Origin of the sequence: Spartinivicinus marinus, from assembly GCF_026309355.1 — a bacterium.
Lineage (GTDB): Bacteria > Pseudomonadota > Gammaproteobacteria > Pseudomonadales > Zooshikellaceae > Spartinivicinus > Spartinivicinus marinus.
Window position 1 is genome coordinate 5,131,769 of record NZ_JAPJZK010000001.1, and the last position, 19,446, is coordinate 5,151,214.

15 protein-coding genes are annotated in these 19,446 nt (G+C 36.3%); 14 read left to right on the plus strand and 1 reads right to left on the minus strand.

Going from position 1 to position 19,446, the window contains the following annotated elements; translation table 11 throughout:
• The first annotated feature begins 8 nt into the window (after positions 1-8).
• The 13 genes from OQE68_RS23070 (at position 9) to OQE68_RS23130 (ending at position 11,343) form a co-directional block, all read left to right on the plus strand.
• Positions 9-1,328, plus strand: coding sequence for a FliI/YscN family ATPase (locus OQE68_RS23070; protein WP_180570778.1), 1,320 nt, complete (start codon positions 9-11; stop codon positions 1,326-1,328).
• Entirely contained in the window at positions 1,301-1,720 is a 420-nt protein-coding gene (locus OQE68_RS23075; RefSeq protein WP_180570777.1) for a hypothetical protein, read from the plus strand. Before OQE68_RS23070 ends, OQE68_RS23075 begins: the two co-directional genes overlap by 28 nt.
• Entirely contained in the window at positions 1,713-2,594 is an 882-nt protein-coding gene (locus tag OQE68_RS23080; protein ID WP_180570776.1) for a FliM/FliN family flagellar motor switch protein, read from the plus strand. The genes OQE68_RS23075 and OQE68_RS23080 overlap by 8 nt, the downstream gene beginning before the upstream one ends.
• 12 nt (positions 2,595-2,606) lie before the next feature.
• Positions 2,607-3,251, plus strand: coding sequence for a type III secretion system export apparatus subunit SctR (sctR, locus tag OQE68_RS23085; RefSeq protein ID WP_180570775.1), 645 nt, complete (start codon positions 2,607-2,609; stop codon positions 3,249-3,251).
• A gap of 18 nt (positions 3,252-3,269) precedes the next feature.
• Complete coding sequence (sctS, locus tag OQE68_RS23090; protein ID WP_180570774.1) at positions 3,270-3,533, plus strand: type III secretion system export apparatus subunit SctS; 264 nt, start codon at positions 3,270-3,272, stop codon at positions 3,531-3,533.
• On the plus strand, positions 3,534-4,313 hold the full coding sequence (locus OQE68_RS23095) for an EscT/YscT/HrcT family type III secretion system export apparatus protein (RefSeq protein WP_180570773.1): 780 nt from the start codon (positions 3,534-3,536) through the stop codon (positions 4,311-4,313).
• Positions 4,310-5,329, plus strand: a complete 1,020-nt coding sequence (locus OQE68_RS23100; protein WP_180570772.1) for an EscU/YscU/HrcU family type III secretion system export apparatus switch protein — start codon at positions 4,310-4,312, stop codon at positions 5,327-5,329. The genes OQE68_RS23095 and OQE68_RS23100 overlap by 4 nt, the downstream gene beginning before the upstream one ends.
• Entirely contained in the window at positions 5,322-6,629 is a 1,308-nt protein-coding gene (locus OQE68_RS23105; protein WP_180570771.1) for a type II and III secretion system protein family protein, read from the plus strand. Before OQE68_RS23100 ends, OQE68_RS23105 begins: the two co-directional genes overlap by 8 nt.
• Positions 6,629-7,384, plus strand: coding sequence for a tetratricopeptide repeat protein (locus tag OQE68_RS23110; RefSeq protein WP_180570770.1), 756 nt, complete (start codon positions 6,629-6,631; stop codon positions 7,382-7,384). Before OQE68_RS23105 ends, OQE68_RS23110 begins: the two co-directional genes overlap by 1 nt.
• Before the next feature lie 6 nt (positions 7,385-7,390).
• Entirely contained in the window at positions 7,391-7,834 is a 444-nt protein-coding gene (locus OQE68_RS23115; protein WP_180570769.1) for a helix-turn-helix domain-containing protein, read from the plus strand.
• Positions 7,835-7,839: 5 nt separating this feature from the next.
• On the plus strand, positions 7,840-9,912 hold the full coding sequence (gene sctV / locus OQE68_RS23120; protein WP_180570768.1) for a type III secretion system export apparatus subunit SctV: 2,073 nt from the start codon (positions 7,840-7,842) through the stop codon (positions 9,910-9,912).
• Complete coding sequence (locus OQE68_RS23125) at positions 9,899-10,435, plus strand: hypothetical protein (protein ID WP_180570767.1); 537 nt, start codon at positions 9,899-9,901, stop codon at positions 10,433-10,435. Before sctV ends, OQE68_RS23125 begins: the two co-directional genes overlap by 14 nt.
• Positions 10,436-10,533: 98 nt before the next feature.
• Positions 10,534-11,343 carry a Rossmann-fold NAD(P)-binding domain-containing protein gene (locus tag OQE68_RS23130; protein ID WP_180570766.1) on the plus strand — a complete coding sequence of 270 codons (810 nt, stop codon included), beginning with the start codon at positions 10,534-10,536 and terminating at the stop codon, positions 11,341-11,343.
• 120 nt (positions 11,344-11,463) lie between these two features.
• Here the strand turns inward: OQE68_RS23130 and OQE68_RS23135 are convergent, their stop codons facing one another.
• Positions 11,464-11,745 carry a hypothetical protein gene (locus OQE68_RS23135; protein ID WP_180570765.1) on the minus strand — a complete coding sequence of 94 codons (282 nt, stop codon included), beginning with the start codon at positions 11,743-11,745 and terminating at the stop codon, positions 11,464-11,466.
• Between the two features lie 571 nt (positions 11,746-12,316).
• Between OQE68_RS23135 and OQE68_RS23140 the strand changes: the two genes are divergently transcribed.
• The gene (locus tag OQE68_RS23140; protein ID WP_180570764.1) at positions 12,317-19,363 is read left to right on the plus strand and encodes a hypothetical protein; all 7,047 of its coding nucleotides are present in this window, start codon (positions 12,317-12,319) and stop codon (positions 19,361-19,363) included.
• The last annotated feature ends 83 nt before the right edge of the window (positions 19,364-19,446 follow it).

Here is a 19,446-nt window from a genome sequence, read left to right on the forward strand (position 1 = left end):
ATGCCCTGATGTTAGATCAATATTTTTCACAAGTACTTTCTGAGCTAAACCAGCTTGTTTCCTATAGCCAAGCGGGTGCTGTAACCAAGGTTTCGCAAACAACTATAGAGACAGGTTTGGTCGATTTAAAGCTAGGGGAACTATGTAAAATCATTGATCACTTTAATCAAAAAATTTTTTTTGCCGAAGTCATATCAGTTGAACAAAACAAATCTGTGTTAGCACCAACAGACCATATTTCTCAACTGAGTTTAAGTGCTCAAGTGGTTAAGTTGGATGAAGGTTTAACCTTACAGGTGTCATCGGCTTTGTTTGGTAAAGTCATTGATTATCGTGGAGAAGCTCTCAACTGTATTCATTTACAGCACTTGCAACCTACTACAATCAATATTGAAGCCAAGCCACCATCTCCCTGGGATCGACAAGAGATTGATGAAACCTTTGAAACAGGTGTGCGTGCTATAGATGGTTTAAGCACCTGTGGTGTTGGTCAGCGCTTAGGTATTTTTGCTGCGGCTGGTGTTGGTAAGTCAACGCTACTTGCAATGCTGATTGCTCATGCCAAAGTAGACCTGGTCATAATTGCTTTAATTGGTGAACGGGGTCGTGAGGTAAAAGACTTTGTGAATTTGATTAAAGATACAGAGAGAATTAATCGAACTATTATTGTTTGCGCCACCTCAGATAAAACACCTTTAGAACAGGTTAAAGCAGCTAATTCAGCCACCCGACTCGCTGAGCATTATCGTGACCAGGGGCTTAAAGTGTTGCTACTATTCGATAGTTTAACGCGTTATGCGCGGGCCCAGCGGATGCTGGGTTTAATGGCTGGAGAGCCTCCTGCCCGAGGCGGCTATCCACCTTCTGTATTTTTGCGTATGGCTCAATTGGTCGAGCGACCAGGTAAAACCAATAAAGGCAGTATCACAGCTTTTTATACGGTGTTAATGGAAGGGGATAACCCTGATGAGCCCGTTGCTGATGAAGCTCGTTCGCTGCTAGATGGCCATTTGATTTTATCACGACAACTATCTGAAAAAGGGCATTATCCAGCTATTGATGTACTGAGAAGTAAGAGTCGATTAATGGTTCAATTGGTTAATGAGCAACAGCTTAGCCTTGCAAACACAGTAACGAGTCAACTGAGCATGATAAAAGAAAATGAGTTTATTATACGTGTTGGTGAATATAAAGCTGGTAATGATCAGAAACTTGATCAAGCATTAGCTAATCAAGATGCAATTAATCAATTTTTACAGCAAGGTTTATCAGAAAAAACTAATATGGAAGAAACCATGCAATGGCTAATACAACTTGGCCCACAATAGCCAAATCCATCCAATCCCTCCTCGATATCTATCGCTATAAAGAGCTAACGCTTTGCCAAATAATACAAAGCATCGAAAAAAAAATATCCACTCTAAAAAATGAGATATCCATTCAAGAACAGGAACAACAAAAGCTTTATAGTGAAATTAAGCAATGCATCAATCGTATAGACAAAGCAACCTCTCTTGAGGAAATAAAAAATAATAAATTGAATATCAAATATTTTAATAATAAGATTGATAATAATTCTCACCAAACAAACAAGCTCCAACAAAGGCTTAATGAAAAAAATAAAGAGTTAGCCGATGTTAAACAAAAAAAATTAGCTATTAGCCGAAAAATATATAAGTATGAATTGATTTATGAAAATCAAGAAGCTCCTTTTGTCTAATAAAAACACTAAAGAGTGTGCTAAGCACAACTTAGTTAATAATGGTTATCAGTTTATAAATAAATCAATTTTCCCTATCGAAAAAGTTGAAACAGAAATAAAGTCAATAAAGTTTATTTACTTAAAATTGTTATATAAAAACAACTTATTAGTAGTAGCAATAAATGTAGAAATAGTTAATGAATATTTAGTTAACAAAAAAATATATACAGGTGTCGAATATTTAAACGAAAAGTTAAAAAAAATATTTATTGAAGGAATGGTTTTAGAAGTTAGTAAATACATTAAAATAACAGACTTTCACTTTATAGGTATTTCGAAGCAACCACAATTAGTCGATTGGATGTGGTTGAAAATCAAGCAAATAAAAAATGGTTACATAAAAATCAGCTGTGGAAAGTGGTTAAAGTATCTTGATCTAGAAAATACTAATAAAATTAATTTTAAATGTCTAGTAGAACAGTATAGGTTATATGGAGAAATTGCTTCAATAAAGTCACTTAGTGAAGGAGATATTGTTTTATTAAATACAGCAGATAGTGAAATAAGACTTTGGGAACCACAAAATAACCTGTTTTCAAAGCTAACGCTACACCAAAATAACTGCAGTTACAAACTAAATAACAATTGGTATAAAGACATGACTATGAAAAGCCATAAGAGTAATTTAAAAGCAAAAATATCATTTGTTATTGATGAGTTAACTCTCAATGTAGATGATTTATCAGGATTTAGTGATAATCAATATATAAAGCTTGAAAAGCAACTTAATGAAAGTATAGATATCTATGTAAATGGCTATAGATTTGGTCAAGGTAAACTAGTGGCGATCGAAGACCACTATGGTGTGAAAATAACTAGTTTGTGTTCATAAAAGTAAAGTGTTATGCAAGAGTCAATACCTTATATATTAATTGGTTTTTTTGTATCAATTTTACCGTTGATTGTTGTAATGATGACTGCATTTACCAAGATAAGCATCGTTTTTATGCTATTACGTAATGCAATAGGTTTACAACAAGCACCACCAAGTATCTTATTAATGGGCATAGCTCTAGTTTTAAGTATATTTTTAATAGCACCAGTAATTGACAAAACAGTACAACAATTTGATGGTGAAGACTTTTCTAATAAAGATTTAAAACAATGGTATGTTGTAGTAAATAAAGTAAGTGCACCAATAAAATCCTATTTAAACAAGTTTACTACAGAAGAATCAAAAGAAATGTTTATCACTGTTAGTCAAGAAGTATGGCCAGAAGATTTTAAGTATAAAGCTGAGGAAAATTCAATATTTATTGTCATACCTTCATATGTGTTAAGTGAGTTAAAAAGGGCATTTGAAATAGGGTTTTTACTTTTTTTGCCATTTTTAATTATAGATTTGGTTGTAACAAATATATTGCTTGCAATGGGGTCGATGATGATGTCTCCTTCTTTAATATCACTTCCTATTAAGTTGTTGTTGTTTGTATCAGTTGATGGTTGGACAACTTTAATTGAAAGCTTGCTACTAAGTTATAGTATTTAAATAGGGTATGTATGAGCAATGAGTAGTGATCTAATACAGTTTATAGTAGTGGAAGGTTTATGGCTAGTGCTAATAATATCATTTCCACCCATTTTAGTAGCAACATTTGCATCACTAATCATTGCCTTGATTCAAGCGCTTACTCAAGTGCAAGAACAGACTTTAGCAATGAGCGTAAAAATTATTACTATCTCTATTGTACTAATGGCAACGATTGGTTGGTCCTCTAACTTGATTACAAGTTATACAGATAAAATTTTTGAAATAATGGCAACTCAGTAAATGAATAATAGTAATGTATTACTTGAGCTATTTTACTCGGTGATACTGCCAGTGCCAAGGTTAGCTGGTGTATTTTTTGGGTTTATATATTTCAGTAAACAAAATATTCCAGCAGTAGTAAAAACAGGTATTGTCATATCAATATCACTGTCACTGGTGCCTTATATATATGCAGATATTGATATAAGTGAAATAAATGATCCAGTGAGTTTGGTTAGCATTAACTTTAAAGAAATTATACTGGGTATAGTAATGGGAGTTATATTTACAATACCATTTCAGATACTTAATTTATCTGGTTCATTATTTGATGCATTTAAAGGTGCACAATTGCCATACAGTGGTGCATTTTTGAGTGGTGGAGAAGGAACTGCAACTTCTTCATTGTTGGGTTATTATATTGTCATATTGATGTTTACTTCTGGGTATTTTTTAGAAGTCATTCAATATGTATTACTAAGTTATAAAGTATGGCCAATTATAGACTTTTATCCTGTTTATGATCAAAGTGATATATCAATTACCTTTATATTGTTGAACGAATTATTCTCAATAGCAGTATTAATCACTGCTCCAGTGATCATTATTTCAATTCTAGTAGATGTTTGTACTTTGGTGATAGCCAAGCAATTACCGCAATTAAATCCTACAATGCTGGTTATGCCTGTAAAAGCAATTATAATATCTGGGTTTATGATATTACTAATTAATAAGGTCGATTTTATTGAGTATATGGATTTTGATTATTATTCTACACTTGTGAGGAAAATAATAACATGAGTGATGATAGTCAAGAAAAATCTTTTGAAGCGACTGATCATAAGCTAGATAAAGCGAGAGAAAAAGGTCAGGCTCCCAAAAGCAAAGAAGTCTCAAATTTTGTCGTTATTAGTTGCTTGCTTGTATATGTATTTATATTTTATGCAAGTTTAAATGAGAAGCTTGCCGAGTTTGTAAATATAGCAGCAGATGCTAAGTATAGTTTTTTAATAAAAAGTGAGTCATTTTTGGTTGTATTGTCTGATATTTTTTGGAGTTTTATATTTCCTCTGTATGTGTTAATTATTTTGGTTAATTTGATAGTAAGTATTGGTTTCTCAGGGTTTGTTTTTTCTTTTGAACCGCTAAAGCCTAAAGTAAAGAAAATTAATCCAGTAGAAAATTTAAAGAATATATTCAAGAAGAAGAATTTAATTGAGTTTATATTTAATTTTATAAAAACCATGTTAGTGGCAAGCATAGTAACTTATATTGTAATGAAATATATAAATGATGCGCTTAATATCGTTGAGTGTGGGAAAAATTGTTTTTGGTACTTATTGCAGGAATCGCTAAAAGAAATAATTATTGCTATCGTATTAATGTTGGCTTTTTATATGGTAGTAGATTTGATCGTTCAGAAAAAACTATTTTTAAAAGAAATGAAAATGTCTCAATATGAGCTAAAACAAGAAACCAAAGATACTCAGGGAAGCCCAGAAGCTAAGTCTGAAATTAGACGGCAAGGTAATGAGTTACTTAACTATGGTGAAGTACTTGGACTAAGCAGTGCTAACTTTGTTATTACTGACAATAATGGCGTTGCTGTAGCTTTATCTATCAAGCAGGATAAGATGCCAGTTGTTGTAGGTAAAGCCGACAAATCCAGTATTAAAAATATCTTGGCTTATGGACGAAGTAAAAATATGAAAATTGTAAATAACGCAAAGATTGCTAAAGAATTGTTTGATAATCTTAAAATAGGTGAACCAATACCAGTGTCTTATTTAACCAGTATAGTTGGCTATAATGAATAAAATAATAATATTAATAATAGCTCATGTGTTGTTCATCACGAATGCTTACTCTAAGGTAGATAAGATTTACCTATCTTTAGACAAAGGGTTCACTCTTTCGGTAAAAAGTCAAGTAAAAACACTGTTTGTTCAGTCTGATAATATAGCAAAGTTAAAGCAGATTGGCGAGAATAGCTTTTATCTGATTCCGATTGGTATTGGAAGTACTGATGTAATTGCTATTGATGTTGATGGTAATGAGTATTGGCGTAAGCATGTTGAAGTTTATTATGATCTTAATAAGTTAAAATATTTAATAAGTGATACAATTAGAGATAACGCTTTAATGTTAAGAATAAATGGAACCAACTTGGTTGTAGAGGGGAGTTTTAAAACTGAATCTGATAAAAAACAAGCGATTGATAGAATTCAAACACTTATACCAAAAACGATAAACCTAGTTGACAAGACGCAAGTCGAAAATAATTTACAAATTAACCTTAAACTTAAAATTGTTGAAGTTAAAGAAGACTTAAGCAAAGTATTTGGAACCAACTGGCGATCACTTTTTAGGCTTGGTAATTATACATTAGCAATTGGTAATGCTTTGCGTTTCTTTAATGCAAACAATGTTGTGGATGCAGGTAGTTTTACAAGCTCAATTGGCTTTAATACGTCAAAAACTGATATTTCATCGATAATCAATGTATTACACCAAAAAGGTTTAGTATCCATTGTCTCTGAGCCTAGCTTAACTACTCTTAGTGGCCAAGAAGCAAAAATCTTAGTGGGTGGGGAAACACCTATCCCAATTATTAACCAAGATGGTTTCTCTAATGTTAGCTATAAGTCCCATGGTATTATTCTTGATTTCACACCCAAGCTATTACCTAGTAATAGAATACATGTTAGCTTTAACGCGGAAGTGAGTAATCAAAGCCCAGTCACTTATAATAATGGGCAAACTGTATTACCAGGGTATAATGTAAGAAGAGTTACTTCAACAACTGAACTTTTATCTGGCCAAAGCTTTGCCATTGGTGGGTTGTTTTATAAGCAAAAGGAAATTGAGCGAAGTAATGTACCCAGATTAGAAGGTGTTCCTTTACTTAGTAGCTTATTTGAGCAAAAAAAGGAAAACCAAACGTCTAAAGAATTAATTGTAATCGTAACACCTGAAGTTTACGATTTATCGCAGCAATCTTATCAAGACAGTTGGGTTGAGTCAGTTCGCTTACCTAATACGTTTGAACGAAAAATTAGCCGAAAGCCAAATAATAATGCCATTAAGTTACCTGCATCAGTGGGGCATGTATTCTAATGAAAAATGTAACTATACTCATTAGTATTATTCTATTAACAGGCTGCTCTTTAAATAAAGGCGTTGATAGGGCTTTTTTTACAGAAGAAACAGCAATTTCAACTGACTATACTAAACCTCATCAAGAATTAGCAGCAACTGCGAGTTCTGTTGATGATTATGTCAATGCAATAAAGATTTTGCAGCCACTCTATCAACAGCGAAAAGAAGCTAGAGTTGCCTTGCAACTGGCTGAAAATTACCTGAAGTTAGGTGACCTAATAAATGCCGAGTTTTATTATCAGCAAGCAACAAAAGATAACAAAACACAAGTGGCTGCATGGGTAGGTATGGGTAAAGTTGCTCTACAACATGGCAATGCCCATCAAGCCATGAATCATTTTGCTCAAGCATTAAAAATAGATGAAAATGACTATAAAGCACTTAATGGTATGGCTGTTGCGTTGGATTCACTAGGTAAGTACCAGCATGCAAGAAATTATTATAGAAAATTGCTCACTAAAAATAGTAATGATAAGCAAGTATATAATAATTTAGCTGTTTCATACTTATTACAGGGGCAATATCATGAGGCAGAAGAGATTTTAAGGCAATTAATTGCTTCACGTGTTTATCCAAAAAATGCCTTATATAATTTAGCGATTGTTTATAGTTTATCAGGTCAATCGCAAAAACTGCATGAATTAATGCAGGTTATTCCTGATAAAGTGTATTTTAACCGCCAGCTGACTAAACTGAAGAGCAGTTTGAGGTAGATAATAATGTATGATGTTGATCTGTTCTCTAAGCTATTATCGTTAGAACACCCTTGGTATATACCAGCAGTCCATGTTGATGAGCAAAAAAGACTTATTTACATTTTTATTGATTTTAAGGATGAAGCACATTTTTCTTGTCCAATTTGTGGTGAGTCATGTTCACGTTACGATAAACGCACCCGTAAATGGCGGCATTTAGACACATGTGATTTTAAAACTTATATTACTGCGATGGTGCCTAGAGTAAACTGTTCTAACCATGGCTGTCATTCTTTAATGGTTGACTGGGCAAATCCTCGTTCGCGATTTACCACGTCATTCGAGGAGCGTGTGGCAGAGTTTTCTGAACGATACCCCATTGCTAGCTTAAGTAGAAAATTTGCAATTAGTTGGACAGCGGTTAATAACATAGTGAAAAGATTAGCTCAACAACCTAATTTTGGTTAACTCTGATGAATATAGCTAGTCACCTTAATAAAAAGAAAATATTTACCATTCTTAGTGGACGTAAAGATGTTATTTTTGTTGGGCTAATTCTGCTTATTGTGGTAATGATGGTTATTCCATTGCCCACCTTGTTAGTTGACCTATTGATTGCCTTAAATATCAGCTTTGCAGTTATTACAATTATTGTAGCAATTTACCTGAGAGACCCAGTTGATTTCACTACATTACCAGCAGTGTTGTTATTTGCTACAGTGTTTCGTTTGGCTCTGTCGGTAACAACAACCAGGTTAATTTTACTTGATGCGGAAGCGGGTGACATTATTTCTACATTTGGTGATTTTGTTATTCAGGGAAATGTAGCAGTTGGTCTAATTATTTTTCTAATAATCACGTTGGTACAGTTTATTGTAATAACTAAAGGCTCAGAGCGGGTAGCAGAAGTATGTGCTCGGTTTTCTTTGGATGGTATGCCAGGGAAACAAATGAGTATTGATGCAGATTTACGGAGTGGGATGATTGATATGCACACGGCGGTACAACGTCGATCCCATTTACAGAAAGAAAGTGAATTATTTGGCTCTATGGATGGAGCAATGAAATTTGTTAAAGGTGATGCAATTGCTGGTTTAGTGATTACTGTAGTCAATCTAATTGGTGGGCTTTCCATTGGCATGGCACAGCATCAGCTAGAGTTTAACCAAGCACTTAATATTTATTCTATTCTAACGATTGGAGATGGCTTGACAGCACAAATACCTGCATTATTTATTTCTATTGCAGCAGGCATTATTATCACTCGGGTTGTTAATGAAGAAAAAGATGATTTAAGTACAGAAATTACCAAGCAGATATCCATTTATCCTCAAAGTCTGGTATTTGCTGGTATCTTACTTTTCGTATTTGCTTTTCTCCCAGGATTTCCTACATTTTTATTCATAATGATTGGAGCTAGCCTAGGAGCAATAGGCACTCACATTATTTTTAAAGAAAAAAACAAAAAAGCTTTAAAAGAAGTCGCCTGGTTTGATGATAGAGATGATAGTTTAACCGATGAAGAAAAATATAAGCCTTTTCCAGGTATCACTATCAAGGTTTCTCCTACCTTAGACTTTCTATGTAAAGATGAGATTTTTGTTAGACAATTTCAGATATTTGAGGAAAGCTTTCACAGTGTGTTTGGAATACGTTTACCTTCCCATAGACAATTCATTGATTCAAAGATTGAAAATGATCATTATCTCATTGCTATAGATGATGTCCCTTTATATGAAGGAACATTTTACAAAGATAAAAAAATACTCAAACAATTACCTGAGTCTTATAATGAAAAAGATTTCACTCCTGTTAACGAATGCTGGGGTTATCATCAGTTTTATCTAGTTGATCCCAATAGGTATGATAGTGGCAATATGGGACCTGCCTTTGAAGCGATGTCATTTTTTTACCATAATTTATCAAACACCTTGATCCGTTTTGCTGCAAATTTTATGGGTATTCAAGAAACTCGTTCACTTCTTGATCAAATCAATTTAGAGTATAGTGTGCTAGTGAGTGAAACATTAGAAGTGCTACCAATAGCTGGGTTAGCAGATTTACTTAAACGGTTATTGGATGAACGAGTACCACTAAAGCATATTCGAGCGATTCTTGAGGCTGTGGTCAAGCATGGAAAAAATGAGCAAGATATAGAAGAATTGGCTGAACTGGTAAGAACTGATCTGGCTCTGCAAATATCTAACCAATTTGCTTACTCTAGAAAAATTACCGCATACAAATTAAGTTACCAACTGGAACAAATCATTGAAGACTCTATTCGTGCTACGGGTAGTAGTTATTTTCTTGACTTGCCAGTGGAACAAACCCAGAATCTCTTTAATTATTTAAGCCAGCAAGTGGCTAACTTCCCATTTGAATCAGATAAACAACAGGCGGTGTTTGTTGTTTCCAAGGAGATTAGGCGCTATTTGTTTAAGCTATTAAGACAAAACCAAATTTATGCCTATGTCTTATCGCTAGAAGAGCTTCATCCTGACTATCAATTGAATATTATCGATACGATCAACTATGAAATTAACTAATGGGTTAGTTTTATTTTTTTTATTAATCAGTAGTTATGCTGCTTTGGCTCAACCTGATTGGGCAGATACACCTTACTTGTTTAAAAGTAACGACCGTTCAATAAAGCAGGCTTTACTTGACTTTTCTTTCAATATGGATACACCATTAGAACTACCAGAGGATAATCTTAATGGAGTGAAGCCTATCGATTTGCCTGAAATGACTGCCTTAGAATACTTGAACTACCTCTGTCGTTTGGCTAGAGCCACTTGGTATTTTGATGGATATAAACTATACATTATTAAACAAGATGATATTAAAAATGAAATTCTGAGTATAGAAAACATTAGTTATCGTAAACTAGTAAGTTTGCTAAAAGAATTGGAGGTTTATGACAGTAAATTTACAATCAAGCACCATCCATTGGAGTCTGTCATTTATATAAGAGGCCCCGATATATATATAAAAAGTATCAACAAAATAGTAAAAAAATACCGACAAAAAGAGAAGAATAAAATCAATATTGTGTACGGCAATAACTAATAATAAAAACTTATAACTAAACGCGGTAACTGGTTGATCATAACTATAGCCAGACTTATAAGAGTATAGCCGCTTGATGGCAGTATAGGGTGTTGATTATGATTATTGATTTATTCAACTATGATAAAATTGAACAAAAGCTGCTTAGTGAGCTGGGTCATAAGAAAAAAGCTGGTCAAGTAATAATCTGTTCTGGTGAGTCTACTCATTATTATTCTATGAGTTTGGGTAATAAATCTATTTTGCCAAACCAATCTCACTTACACGTATTGTATATTTTATGTCCGCCAATAGCCTCTAAACAATATGTTAATCGACTTAAATGTCAGCTTAAGAATATTGCTGATTATACACCTGACAAAGTAGTCGTCTATCAACCGATGTTGTACTCCTTTCCTCATGAATATGATGCATGTTTAATAAAAAACATGGTTAATAACAGCTTTGCTTCATCAGGTCAAATTTTCTATATTAGACCTGGTGTTTGCTTTGACTCGTTCATTCACCCCTTTTTATTTATATTATCTAACCAAATCTATTATGATGCTATTGAAAATAAACGTATTAATTTTTTTATGCTTGACGACTTGGCGGAAATGCTTATATTTTTAGGTTTTGAATGCGATCAGCAATACCATCAGATTCATCTAACAGGTCCTACAAACTATGATTTGGAGGAGCTATCTTTTCTTTTTAACCAATGTCTTAATACACCATTTTTGTATAAAAATGTGTCAATTGATAACCTAAAGTCGTTTTATAGTAGATTAGGTTATTCTTACTATTATAGTAATCAATTTATTTTATTAACTATGGCAGCAATGAATAATCACTTTGCAGCCGTCAGTGATGATTATATGTATTTACTGGGTAGAGCACCAAAAAACATTTTATCAAATTTTGTTTAATAATAAGTGATATTTAATTTTTACTGGTTTTTTTTTGGGTATTAGGCTTAATTTTTTAAAAATAACCATATTTAAGGGCATCTCTCAAAAGATTTCTTTCAGAGGTGCCCTTAATCATCTTCAGCTTCTTGCTGAAGACTCCGCACTTTTTATTGGACTGGCAGAAGACTGCTCTGGCCCTTTACTACCACATTGACTATTGTCTTCTGGGTTGCTTTCTGAGTTTTTGTCGTTATTTTGCATACTTTGCATCAGTAGTTGAATTAGCATTTGTATCAACTTCATGATGTCATCCTGACTTATGCCTTTATCTCCTTTTCCCTGGCTATTATCTTGAGGACAACATGTTGGTTGGGTTTGTTGAACACAGCCTGAACCAGTAATACCTTGTACACCACTCATTGCTTTTCTCCTAATCAGATTGGATTTAGTAAGAAGACTGTAATTGTACTTTTCAAGAAAAAAAAGAGCCTAATGGAAAAAAAATGTGAAGCTAAACTAATAGTTTGCTTAGATTTTTTTTTAATAGTGGGTAAATTCTTTAATAAGGTGGATAAACGGTATTATTTAACAGGTACAGCAACATTATAGGTTACTATAATAATATCATTTTATTTAAAAGTGTAATATATTAGGAATTGCTGTTTGCTTTAAGCGATTATATGAATTTACCCACATAAAAAAGTGATTTTCCTGAAATTAACGTGATTTAGATAACACAAATAGTGGGTTAGCTAAGTATTGGTGACCTCAAAATACTTGCATAATGTAGGTTAAGTTTTCAAAAGTTTACAAGCAGGGAAGGCTGTTCAGAAATAGTACATTGATTGATGAGTAAACAATATAGTGTTTTTTACGTATATGCAGTTTGTTTAATCAATCATTCGTTAACTTAAAAAATTCAAACTAACTGGTGTAACAAGGAGGTTGTTGGGTACCAAGTGATTGAGTTCTAAATTAATAGGAGCAATCTATGATAATAACAACTTCTGTGAACTCAGATAAAAACCAGCCTATTACCCAGTCTGATTTGGATCAGCGTGACGATTCAGTTAATAGTCATAAAGGGATTAATACACCCAAATTACCCATGAAACAGCTCACCAAGCTGTTAACTAAATCCAAGTCTTCTTTACAAGCATCTGAGGCAACCGTTGCTGAAGCAAACCAAGATGAGGAACGCCCTGATGCGAATGACAGAAGTAAAATCAATCAAATAAATCGTTGGAGCCCTGCCGCAAGAAAAATTTTAGATGCCCTGTTAAACCATTCTTCTGATGGTGTACAACAAGCAGTTGATGGGCAGCAAGGCGCTAATGAACAACAAACTACCCGCACAAAAGATAAAACCGCTTGGGAAAGTGTCTGGGAACGAATGTATACCACGGGTAAACTGGGCAAAGTGGATATTGCTATTGGGGTTTTTGATCAGGACCAGAAAGGCTCACATACTAATAACCAAGCAGGGGTTGTACCCACCGTTGTTAGCTGGTTTAAAAGTGCAAAAAACATTAAATCTGCCTTTCGGAATTTATTTCGTGGTGATCCTACGGTTCAGCAAAACATTGAACGTAATGTAGCCGATAGTGCTGAGTTGTTTCATCGTGATGGTGCTAAACAACAGTTAAAGCGTTTACTTGGGCTGCCATCCAATGCATCTAACCAAACCATTGCCAGTGAATTTAATAAGTTTATTCAGTCGATGCCAGAAGGGGCCAGTTTTTCGCTAGGTGCAGGAGGTGGTATCGACTTAAAATGGCCAAGCACGGGTGTCTGGGCTCACCCTTCAGGCATTGGTGATATTGGTGTAATGGTCAAAACGGGTGTAGAAGGGGATAACAGTATTCAGTTTAGTCGTGATGCTGCAGGCGTTAAAGTAACGATGGGAGGCACGTCAACCTTTAAAGGGCTTACTTTAGAGGTAGGAGGTTATGCATCAAAGCCAGGTGAAAAATACATGTTAGGTGCTCATGTGGAAGTGGATGCTACACTGGCTAAAACAAAACGGGATCAACGAGCTTCAGCTTATTTTAGTGACGAAAACTTAACAACATTTATTAATAAATTGGCGAATGTAGATGGCTCAGGAAAACTAGACTTGAGCTGGGTAGTGGAGAATGCCCAGCGCAAACCAAATGGTAAAAATACTATTCAAGTCAGTAAAGAGCTTGAGATAAAACCATTGACGCTTGAAGGTGACTTGGCAGGTAAGTTTGGTGGTGGGGTTGATTCTCCATTTAATACGGGGGATTCAGGTGCGGTAGGCTTGGGCAAATCCGCTGGGCTCGTCCCTGGTATCTCTTTGCATGTGACCAAAGATGTCGTATTGCGATGGAAAGCAGACTCAGCCTTTGATGCCGATAAGCCTGACTTTAGTTTAACTTATCAGAACGACAAACTGTCTAGTTATTTTTCTGATACAGAATTTAAAATATCAGGCTTTTTATGGGGTAGGCCAACAAAAGTGACTTATCCTTCCATCAGCCCCGATGGTGTTATTTCATCAACAGTCGGTGGTTCGTTTCTTAGCTATACGTTTGGTGAAAAAAAACTTCCTGATCTAAAAGGTGAAACTAAACCAACCGAGTCGCCCAAACCAACGGATGTTTTGCCTGCAGATGATATTGCTAAGACCAATCGATTTGTCAACATTACAGGTATACCATTGACAGCGGATAGTCTTAATAACACCATTAAAAAGTATCCCTCCTTAGAGCGATTCTTCCAAAATGACCCAGATGCTAAGTGGCGACTACAGAATGCGTTAAAACATAAAACAGAAGGTGGCACAACATCGCTAAATGTTGAGTTTCGGCTACGGGATAATAAATATCAAGAAATCAATAATATCCTTGCTGGTCAGACTTTTGAGTCTTTGTCAGAAGCAGATAAAAATAAAATTCAGGCTGTTTTAGATAATAAAGATAGTTTTGAGTTGTCTGGTTATAATTTGCTAGAAGATAGAAACATTAAACAAAAAAGAGGAGTAGGAGCGGTATTTATTAGTGTGAATAGCACTAATGAAATGAAGTTCACAAACTCCATTTACACCGAAACAGTCAACCATAAATTAGGTGTTTCCGATATTACTGATAAAACCCGTGGCATTTCATCGTTATTTCAAAATAGAGGGCGTGCACTACAGTTAATTTATAATGATTTAGGTCAAAGCGCTCATGCCAGGCAAAAGGATTTTGTGAAGAATAGCCAGGAAATAGCCAAGATTCGTCAACTGGAAGCCTCCGGTCAGGCTTCACCACAGGAACTCGCTGATATCGCTCACTTTGATGCTTATCAAGAAAACCTAGGTAAAGAGGCTAACTTTGGTACCAATGGTTTATTTGAAACCATTGATCATAGCCGTTTTAAAGGGAAAGCGTCAGCCTCTCAGGCGGCATCAGAAGCGGCTAGTCAAATGAAGCAACCTGGTGCGGGTGGAGCAGTCATTATGCAACAGGTGGGCGAGCATTGGTTGCCGGTTTATACGTTAACGCGTAGCCAACATGATCAGGTGAAAGTGTATAATGCCCAGGGCCAGCAAATTAAAGCATTTCATAATAAACATCATCAACAAGATGGAGCAATTGATGATTATTTGAAAAAGCTGGTGACAGCAGAAGGTAATGGCAGTGGATTTAAAGTATTTGTGGCGAAAAAAGAGTTTGCCCAGCAATTTAAAATAGCTGCACAACCACCTTACGAACCAGCGCCTGATTATATGACACAAGACAGCCAGACAAATCGACCCAGTGTGGTGGGTCAAGGTACTTATAATCCAGCTGATCGTAGTGTAACCAAGGTTGTTACCGAATATGAGCGGATCAAGGCCAACGATGCCACCATTAGTGTGTGGAGTGAGAAAAACGGCTGGGTTAGCCTAAAAAAATCAGAGGCTTATACACTTGGCTTAAAAGTAGATGGCAAACCAATTACCAGTACCACTGACTTTACAGATGCGTTGTTAGGTGATGCTTCGCATCGACTAAGTTGGGACTTTGACCAAGCAACATTGGCCTTATTGCATGACTCAACTAATTTTGCTCGTAATCGGCATTTAGTGCAAAACGCAAGGCTCACTACAGCAACCACGGCTCCATTAACGCAATCTGAAACAACATTTGTTGATAAAACCAAAGCATTGTTGGCAACAACCAATGATTATGATCAGTTTCTTGGTCAGCTAAGTGCTTGGGCTGACAATCAAAAATCAACGATTATCAGCAAACTTAACAACCAACCTGATACAGATACTACAACTGCTGTAGATCCTTTTGCTGGCCCACATGTTACTGAAATCAATATTAATGCAGGTGGTAGCTATGAAATAACATACGATAGAAACAATCTAGTAGGCTCTAGTAATAGCAATCAAGCAGAGTCAGTGACTCGGTCAGTGGATGCAAATGCGGTTTCAAATTTGTCGGAAGCAGACAAATTAACACTCAACTTGGCTGATATTGTACAGAAACGATATCAAACACGGAAAAAAATCATTGATAGTGGTCAAGGGTCTAGAGCACTATCCGCTTACTCAGCATTTGGTACTGCCAATGGTTTAAGAATTCTCGGTGAATATGGGATTGGTAATTCACCATTAGAGCGTTTACAAGCATCATCAACGTTATTAGGTGCAGCCGAAGAAGTATTATCGGGTGTTGCCAGTGTGGGTGATTTAGCCAAGAAATTTAATTTAAAATTACCAAAAGCGGGTTCTGCCACTAAGGCATTGGCAAAAGTATTTGGTGGTTCAGATGGTTTATCCCAGCTTGGCAAGTTAGGTAAACTCGGCAAAGCTGCAGGCCCTTTAGGAGTGATTACCAGTGGTTTTGATATTGTTAATGGCGCGTTTGGTTTAGATGCTGCGATTAGAAATGGTGACGGTTATGGAATTGCCTCATCAACATTTGACATTGCCAGTGGTGCTTTAGGGCTAGCGGCTGTTGCCTTTGCTGCAACACCTGCAGGACCTTTCTTGGCTGTAGGTGCGTTAGTGGCATCTGCTATCAGTCAAGGTATTCAAGCGGCGAAAACGGTTGATACCTTTGAAAAGGAGGTGCGCCCGTTAGCCTGGTATGAGAAGTTAGGCTATGGGGCGGCAGCATTCTTTGGTCTGGATGATAAAACGTCATGGCATCAGGAGTTACAAGACGCTCGGCGACAAAAAGCGATTAATGCGCGTAAACAATTGATAGCAGAACAGGACCAGATATCACAACAGGTTTTTAGAACTATAGGCGATTCAGTCACCGATACTTCTGGGCTATTCCCGACCAGTGAATTATTTTTATTTGGTAAATACCCTCATACCCTAAGGATTAAAGAAAAAGATGAACATGGTGATGAAGTACACCAGGTAAGGACTAATCCAGCTTATGTACTAACAGAAAAACGAGGCTTTGGTGATAGAAAAAAGGTCACGTTTTTTAATGTGAACGAAGCCTTTGATCCAAACCCAAGTGGCTTTGATTGGGATGTTGGCCAATATTCTAAAACAGGCAATTTAGGTGCGTTAGGATTAGAAGAAACGATTAATACTGGCTCTCGTACTTTTTTATCTACTTATAAAAAACCTAATAATGATGTGCCAATGGTAGAAGGCTTTCGGAATAAGCAAAATACGTTTTATACAGATGAAGCGGTTGATCAATTCTATATTGGTGGTGATGACTCGGACGTGGTTCGCTATGTTGCACCAGCAATAAAGCCTGATGCAAAAGAAGGAGGTCCAAATAACCAAGTTTCTTTTGTAGGTAATAAGGGGAGAGATACAGTTGGCTTTAGTATTTCCGCAGTGGCTGATGAGCAAATTGAGGAAAGTCCTAATGCAATACGCGTCAGGCTTCAAAGGGACTTTGATAACTCTGGATTGGGTGGAATAGCTATTGGATATGATCAGCGACAAGAACCCTTTGTAAAAATTACTGAAACGGCTACTGGCTCAAGTCTTATTGCAGCAGAAACAGAAACCCTATTAATTCAGGGTAATTCGAAAACTGCCGAAATTGATGCAGATTTAAGAACTGTGGCAGGCCAACCCACCATTGCTGATAAAACATTTATTTTAGGCAATGCTGATAACCTGAAGCTAAGAACCGGTCAAGGGGAAAATAATATTTTCCATATTGCCAGCAAAAAAGGCGTCGTTAAATCAGAAGGAGACAATAACGCCTTTTATATTACGGAAGATGTACAATCACTGAGAATTAACAATGGCAATCTATCCTCAGGTAAAGCCAATACTATTGATTTAACTGATTGGGTGGCGTTAGATAATCTGGAAGTGTTTGCTACGAATGATGGCAAAGGGATGCGTATTCGGGATAAGCAAAACCATAGTCGATTTATGCGTATTGAAGATCGCTCTTCTGTTGTGTTAAATGTACAGGGACAGACTGGTTCTGCTATTACCCTTGGCCCAAGCCAATTAGCATCGCTCACACAACAAGCTCAATCGTTAACCCAACTATTGCCACAAACGATTCACTATGTGAATAGGGAAACTCAACAGGTTAATTTATCGACTGCTCAGAGCCAGCTGTCATTAAAAGGAAATGGAACTTTTCATATTCGCGCAGCTGGTAGTCAACTGAATCTGATGGATGTTGATAAAGGTGTGGGAGTGGCTTTAGATACGATTAATGATGGCAGTCAGTTACGATTTAAAGGAATTAACTTTGCCGATATTCAACAGTCTGGTAATACCTTATGGATGAGCAAAGATAAATACGCTTTATTAGCTGTTGGACAGATACCGGGCTATACCTCTTTTGTTGCCCAGTTTGACGATGGGGTAGCCAGCTTTCATACCAATGCTCAGGGGCAGTTATCTGTCTATGGGTTTGAGGCAAAATCACAGCAAGGCTTAACAAAGCCTGCAGGTGTTTCTGAAATAGATAAGGCAGCGGTAGGGTTAGCGCAGCTGGATGGTCCCTTATGGCGTTTTGCTAATGGCATGATTGCTAGCCCCTTAACGGGGGATGTTTATGATTTACAGGGGAATCGATATACGAATGCACACTATGATATCAATAATCATAGTGTAGTATTTAACACCCTGGAAAATAGCCAGCAACGCTTAGACCCCAATCAGGAAAATACCCGCATTGCGCCTTATGAAGCTAAGGTGTTGGAAGATGGGCGTTGGTTGTTTGGTGATACCGCTGATAAGAACCAATCTTTTATAGTGGACCCTACTACTTGGCGTATTTATCAGGACGCTGATGATAAAGAACCATTAAAAGGCATGTGGTTTCGTTATGATGGGGCTAGGGGCCAGCATTTAATTGTTGATAGTGGGTCTGGGCCGGGCAATCGCTTAACTAACCATCAGACACAGGGGGTGTCTGTTGCTGAATTTCAGCGTATCATCAAAGATAAAGGGGTAATGACGGATATTAGTAAAGGAGAGCTCTATTATCCTGATGATAAAGAAAAAGCGCAATTATTAACCTATTTCCACTTTATTATTGACCAGGATCACTTACACGAACATGTTGGTAATGAGCGGCATCAGCCGATACAAGCAACGGCTGAACAGTTAACAGTTAACGACACGGAAGCAACCGATGTGATTTTGGGGAGTGAGGACAATAATATCATTATTGCTTCGGTAGGCAATGATCGTATTAAACCACAGGGTGGACAGGATCAGGTGCGCTTCACAGCAGCTGCCAAGGGGGTAAAAACACTGGACGTCAATGAAAATGATGATATTACCCTCTGGTTGCCGTTTAATATCAGCATCGGGGCGGAATATTATTTTAGTGGCAATGACTTTGTGATAGAGGGCACTGCCCCTTATGCGAATGGTGAAAAATTGCAGGTAGTCATACCTGACTTTGAAGAAAATAATCCGAAACTCACATTAAAAATGTATGATGCTCAAGATTTTAGTCAAGCAGCTGCCTTAGAAGCTGGGCAAGACGTACATGCTGGTATTATTTTTGGTGAAGATAATATTCAGTACCTTGTCAATTTAGCGGCTAAACGAAGAGAAGTTGAGAATATGCAGTTTAGTTAGCCTGTTTTAGTAAGGCTAAACAATTCAATAATGCAGCAGATGTATTTGCTGCATTATTCAAGGAGCCCTTTAAACTGCTTTGT

Bases quoted from the DNA above. Each gene is read 5' to 3' on its own strand.
- OQE68_RS23100 (WP_180570772.1), top strand. From the start codon at position 4,310: ATGAGTGATGATAGTCAAGAAAAATCTTTTGAAGCGACTGATCATAAG.
- sctR (WP_180570775.1), top strand. From the start codon at position 2,607: ATGCAAGAGTCAATACCTTATATATTAATTGGTTTTTTTGTATCAATT.
- OQE68_RS23130 (WP_180570766.1), top strand. From the start codon at position 10,534: ATGATTATTGATTTATTCAACTATGATAAAATTGAACAAAAGCTGCTT.
- OQE68_RS23070 (WP_180570778.1), top strand. From the start codon at position 9: ATGTTAGATCAATATTTTTCACAAGTACTTTCTGAGCTAAACCAGCTT.
- OQE68_RS23140 (WP_180570764.1), top strand. From the start codon at position 12,317: ATGATAATAACAACTTCTGTGAACTCAGATAAAAACCAGCCTATTACC.
- OQE68_RS23135 (WP_180570765.1), bottom strand. From the start codon at position 11,745: ATGAGTGGTGTACAAGGTATTACTGGTTCAGGCTGTGTTCAACAAACC.
- sctS (WP_180570774.1), top strand. From the start codon at position 3,270: ATGAGTAGTGATCTAATACAGTTTATAGTAGTGGAAGGTTTATGGCTA.
- OQE68_RS23110 (WP_180570770.1), top strand. From the start codon at position 6,629: ATGAAAAATGTAACTATACTCATTAGTATTATTCTATTAACAGGCTGC.
- OQE68_RS23095 (WP_180570773.1), top strand. From the start codon at position 3,534: ATGAATAATAGTAATGTATTACTTGAGCTATTTTACTCGGTGATACTG.
- OQE68_RS23105 (WP_180570771.1), top strand. From the start codon at position 5,322: ATGAATAAAATAATAATATTAATAATAGCTCATGTGTTGTTCATCACG.
- sctV (WP_180570768.1), top strand. From the start codon at position 7,840: ATGAATATAGCTAGTCACCTTAATAAAAAGAAAATATTTACCATTCTT.
- OQE68_RS23075 (WP_180570777.1), top strand. From the start codon at position 1,301: ATGGCTAATACAACTTGGCCCACAATAGCCAAATCCATCCAATCCCTC.
- OQE68_RS23125 (WP_180570767.1), top strand. From the start codon at position 9,899: ATGAAATTAACTAATGGGTTAGTTTTATTTTTTTTATTAATCAGTAGT.
- OQE68_RS23115 (WP_180570769.1), top strand. From the start codon at position 7,391: ATGTATGATGTTGATCTGTTCTCTAAGCTATTATCGTTAGAACACCCT.